Origin of the sequence: Streptomyces sp. NPDC057939, assembly GCF_042887545.1 — a bacterium.
In the GTDB taxonomy this organism is placed as follows: domain Bacteria; phylum Actinomycetota; class Actinomycetes; order Streptomycetales; family Streptomycetaceae; genus Streptomyces.
The window spans coordinates 1-1,249 of record NZ_JBHVPG010000126.1 but is presented as its reverse complement, the minus strand read 5'-3'; the positions used below and the strand labels follow the sequence as shown (position 1 = coordinate 1,249).

Annotated in this window: 1 protein-coding gene and 1 pseudogene; both read left to right on the top strand. The window is 39.8% G+C overall.

The annotated features are described in order from the left end of the window. The first annotated feature begins 115 nt into the window (after positions 1-115). Positions 116-1,105, top strand: a pseudogene (nrdF, locus tag ACFVS6_RS42935) (class 1b ribonucleoside-diphosphate reductase subunit beta). Further along, positions 1,093-1,249 (top strand): glutaredoxin family protein (locus ACFVS6_RS42930; RefSeq protein WP_389711971.1); only part of this gene is annotated, 157 nt, incomplete at its 3' end. The pseudogene nrdF and the gene ACFVS6_RS42930, both read left to right, overlap by 13 nt.

Genomic DNA, 1,249 nt, shown 5'->3' with positions numbered 1-1,249 from the left:
GTATTGATCTGTATGCCCACCATAGAGGCATCAAAACCATTTACTATGCAAGAACGAAAGATACCGGGCAGGACAGCTGTCTTTCTTGTGTCGTTTGATTAAAGGAGAGTTTACAGTGACAAAAATTTATGACGCAGCAAACTGGTCAAAGCATGAAGATGATTTCACCCAAATGTTTTACAACCAAAACGTAAAGCAGTTTTGGCTTCCGGAAGAGATCGCATTAAACGGCGATCTTCTCACTTGGAAGTATTTGGGTAAAAATGAGCAGGATACGTACATGAAGGTGCTCGCCGGCCTGACACTGCTTGATACAGAGCAGGGGAACACGGGAATGCCGATTGTGGCCGAGCACGTTGAAGGCCATCAGCGAAAAGCGGTTCTTAATTTCATGGCGATGATGGAAAACGCTGTCCATGCGAAGTCTTACAGCAACATCTTTCTTACATTAGCTCCAACAGAGCAGATCAACGAAGTGTTTGAATGGGTTAAAAACAATAAATTTCTTCAAAAGAAAGCAAGAACAATTGTTTCAATTTATAAAGCAGTTAAGAAAAACGATGATATTTCCTGATTCAAAGCAATGGTTGCGTCTGTGTTTTTGGAGAGCTTCCTTTTTTACTCAGGGTTTTATTATCCACTTTACTTTTATGGACAAGGGAAGCTCATGCAGAGCGGGGAAATTGTGAATTTAATTATCCGTGACGAAGCGATACACGGCGTTTACATCGGTTTATTAGCACGGGAGATATATAAGAACCAAACTCCTAAGAAGCAAAAGGAACTGTACGCATGGGCTTTAAGCTTGCTACAAGAGCTTTATGAAAATGAATTGGAGTATACAGAAGACGTCTATGATCAGGTTGGTTTAGCTCCAGATGTAAAGAAATTCATCAGATACAACGCAAATAAAGCATTAAACAATCTGGGCTTTGATTATTGGTTTGAAGAAGAGGATGTTAATCCAATCGTTATTAATGGATTGAGCACTAAAACTAAGTCGCATGACTTCTTTAGCCAAAAAGGGAATGGGTACAAAAAAGCAACGGTGGAGCCATTAAAGGATTCAGATTTCATTTTTACCGAGAAAGGATGTATTCAATGAGAGTAATTAAATTAGAGCAGTCAAATTTCAATCCCTGCAAAATGGTGTCCAATTACTTAAATGATGCAGGAGTCAAATATGAGACAGTTGATGTAACACAGAAGCCAGAAGTGGCAGCGCAATATGAGGTAATGGGTGTACCGG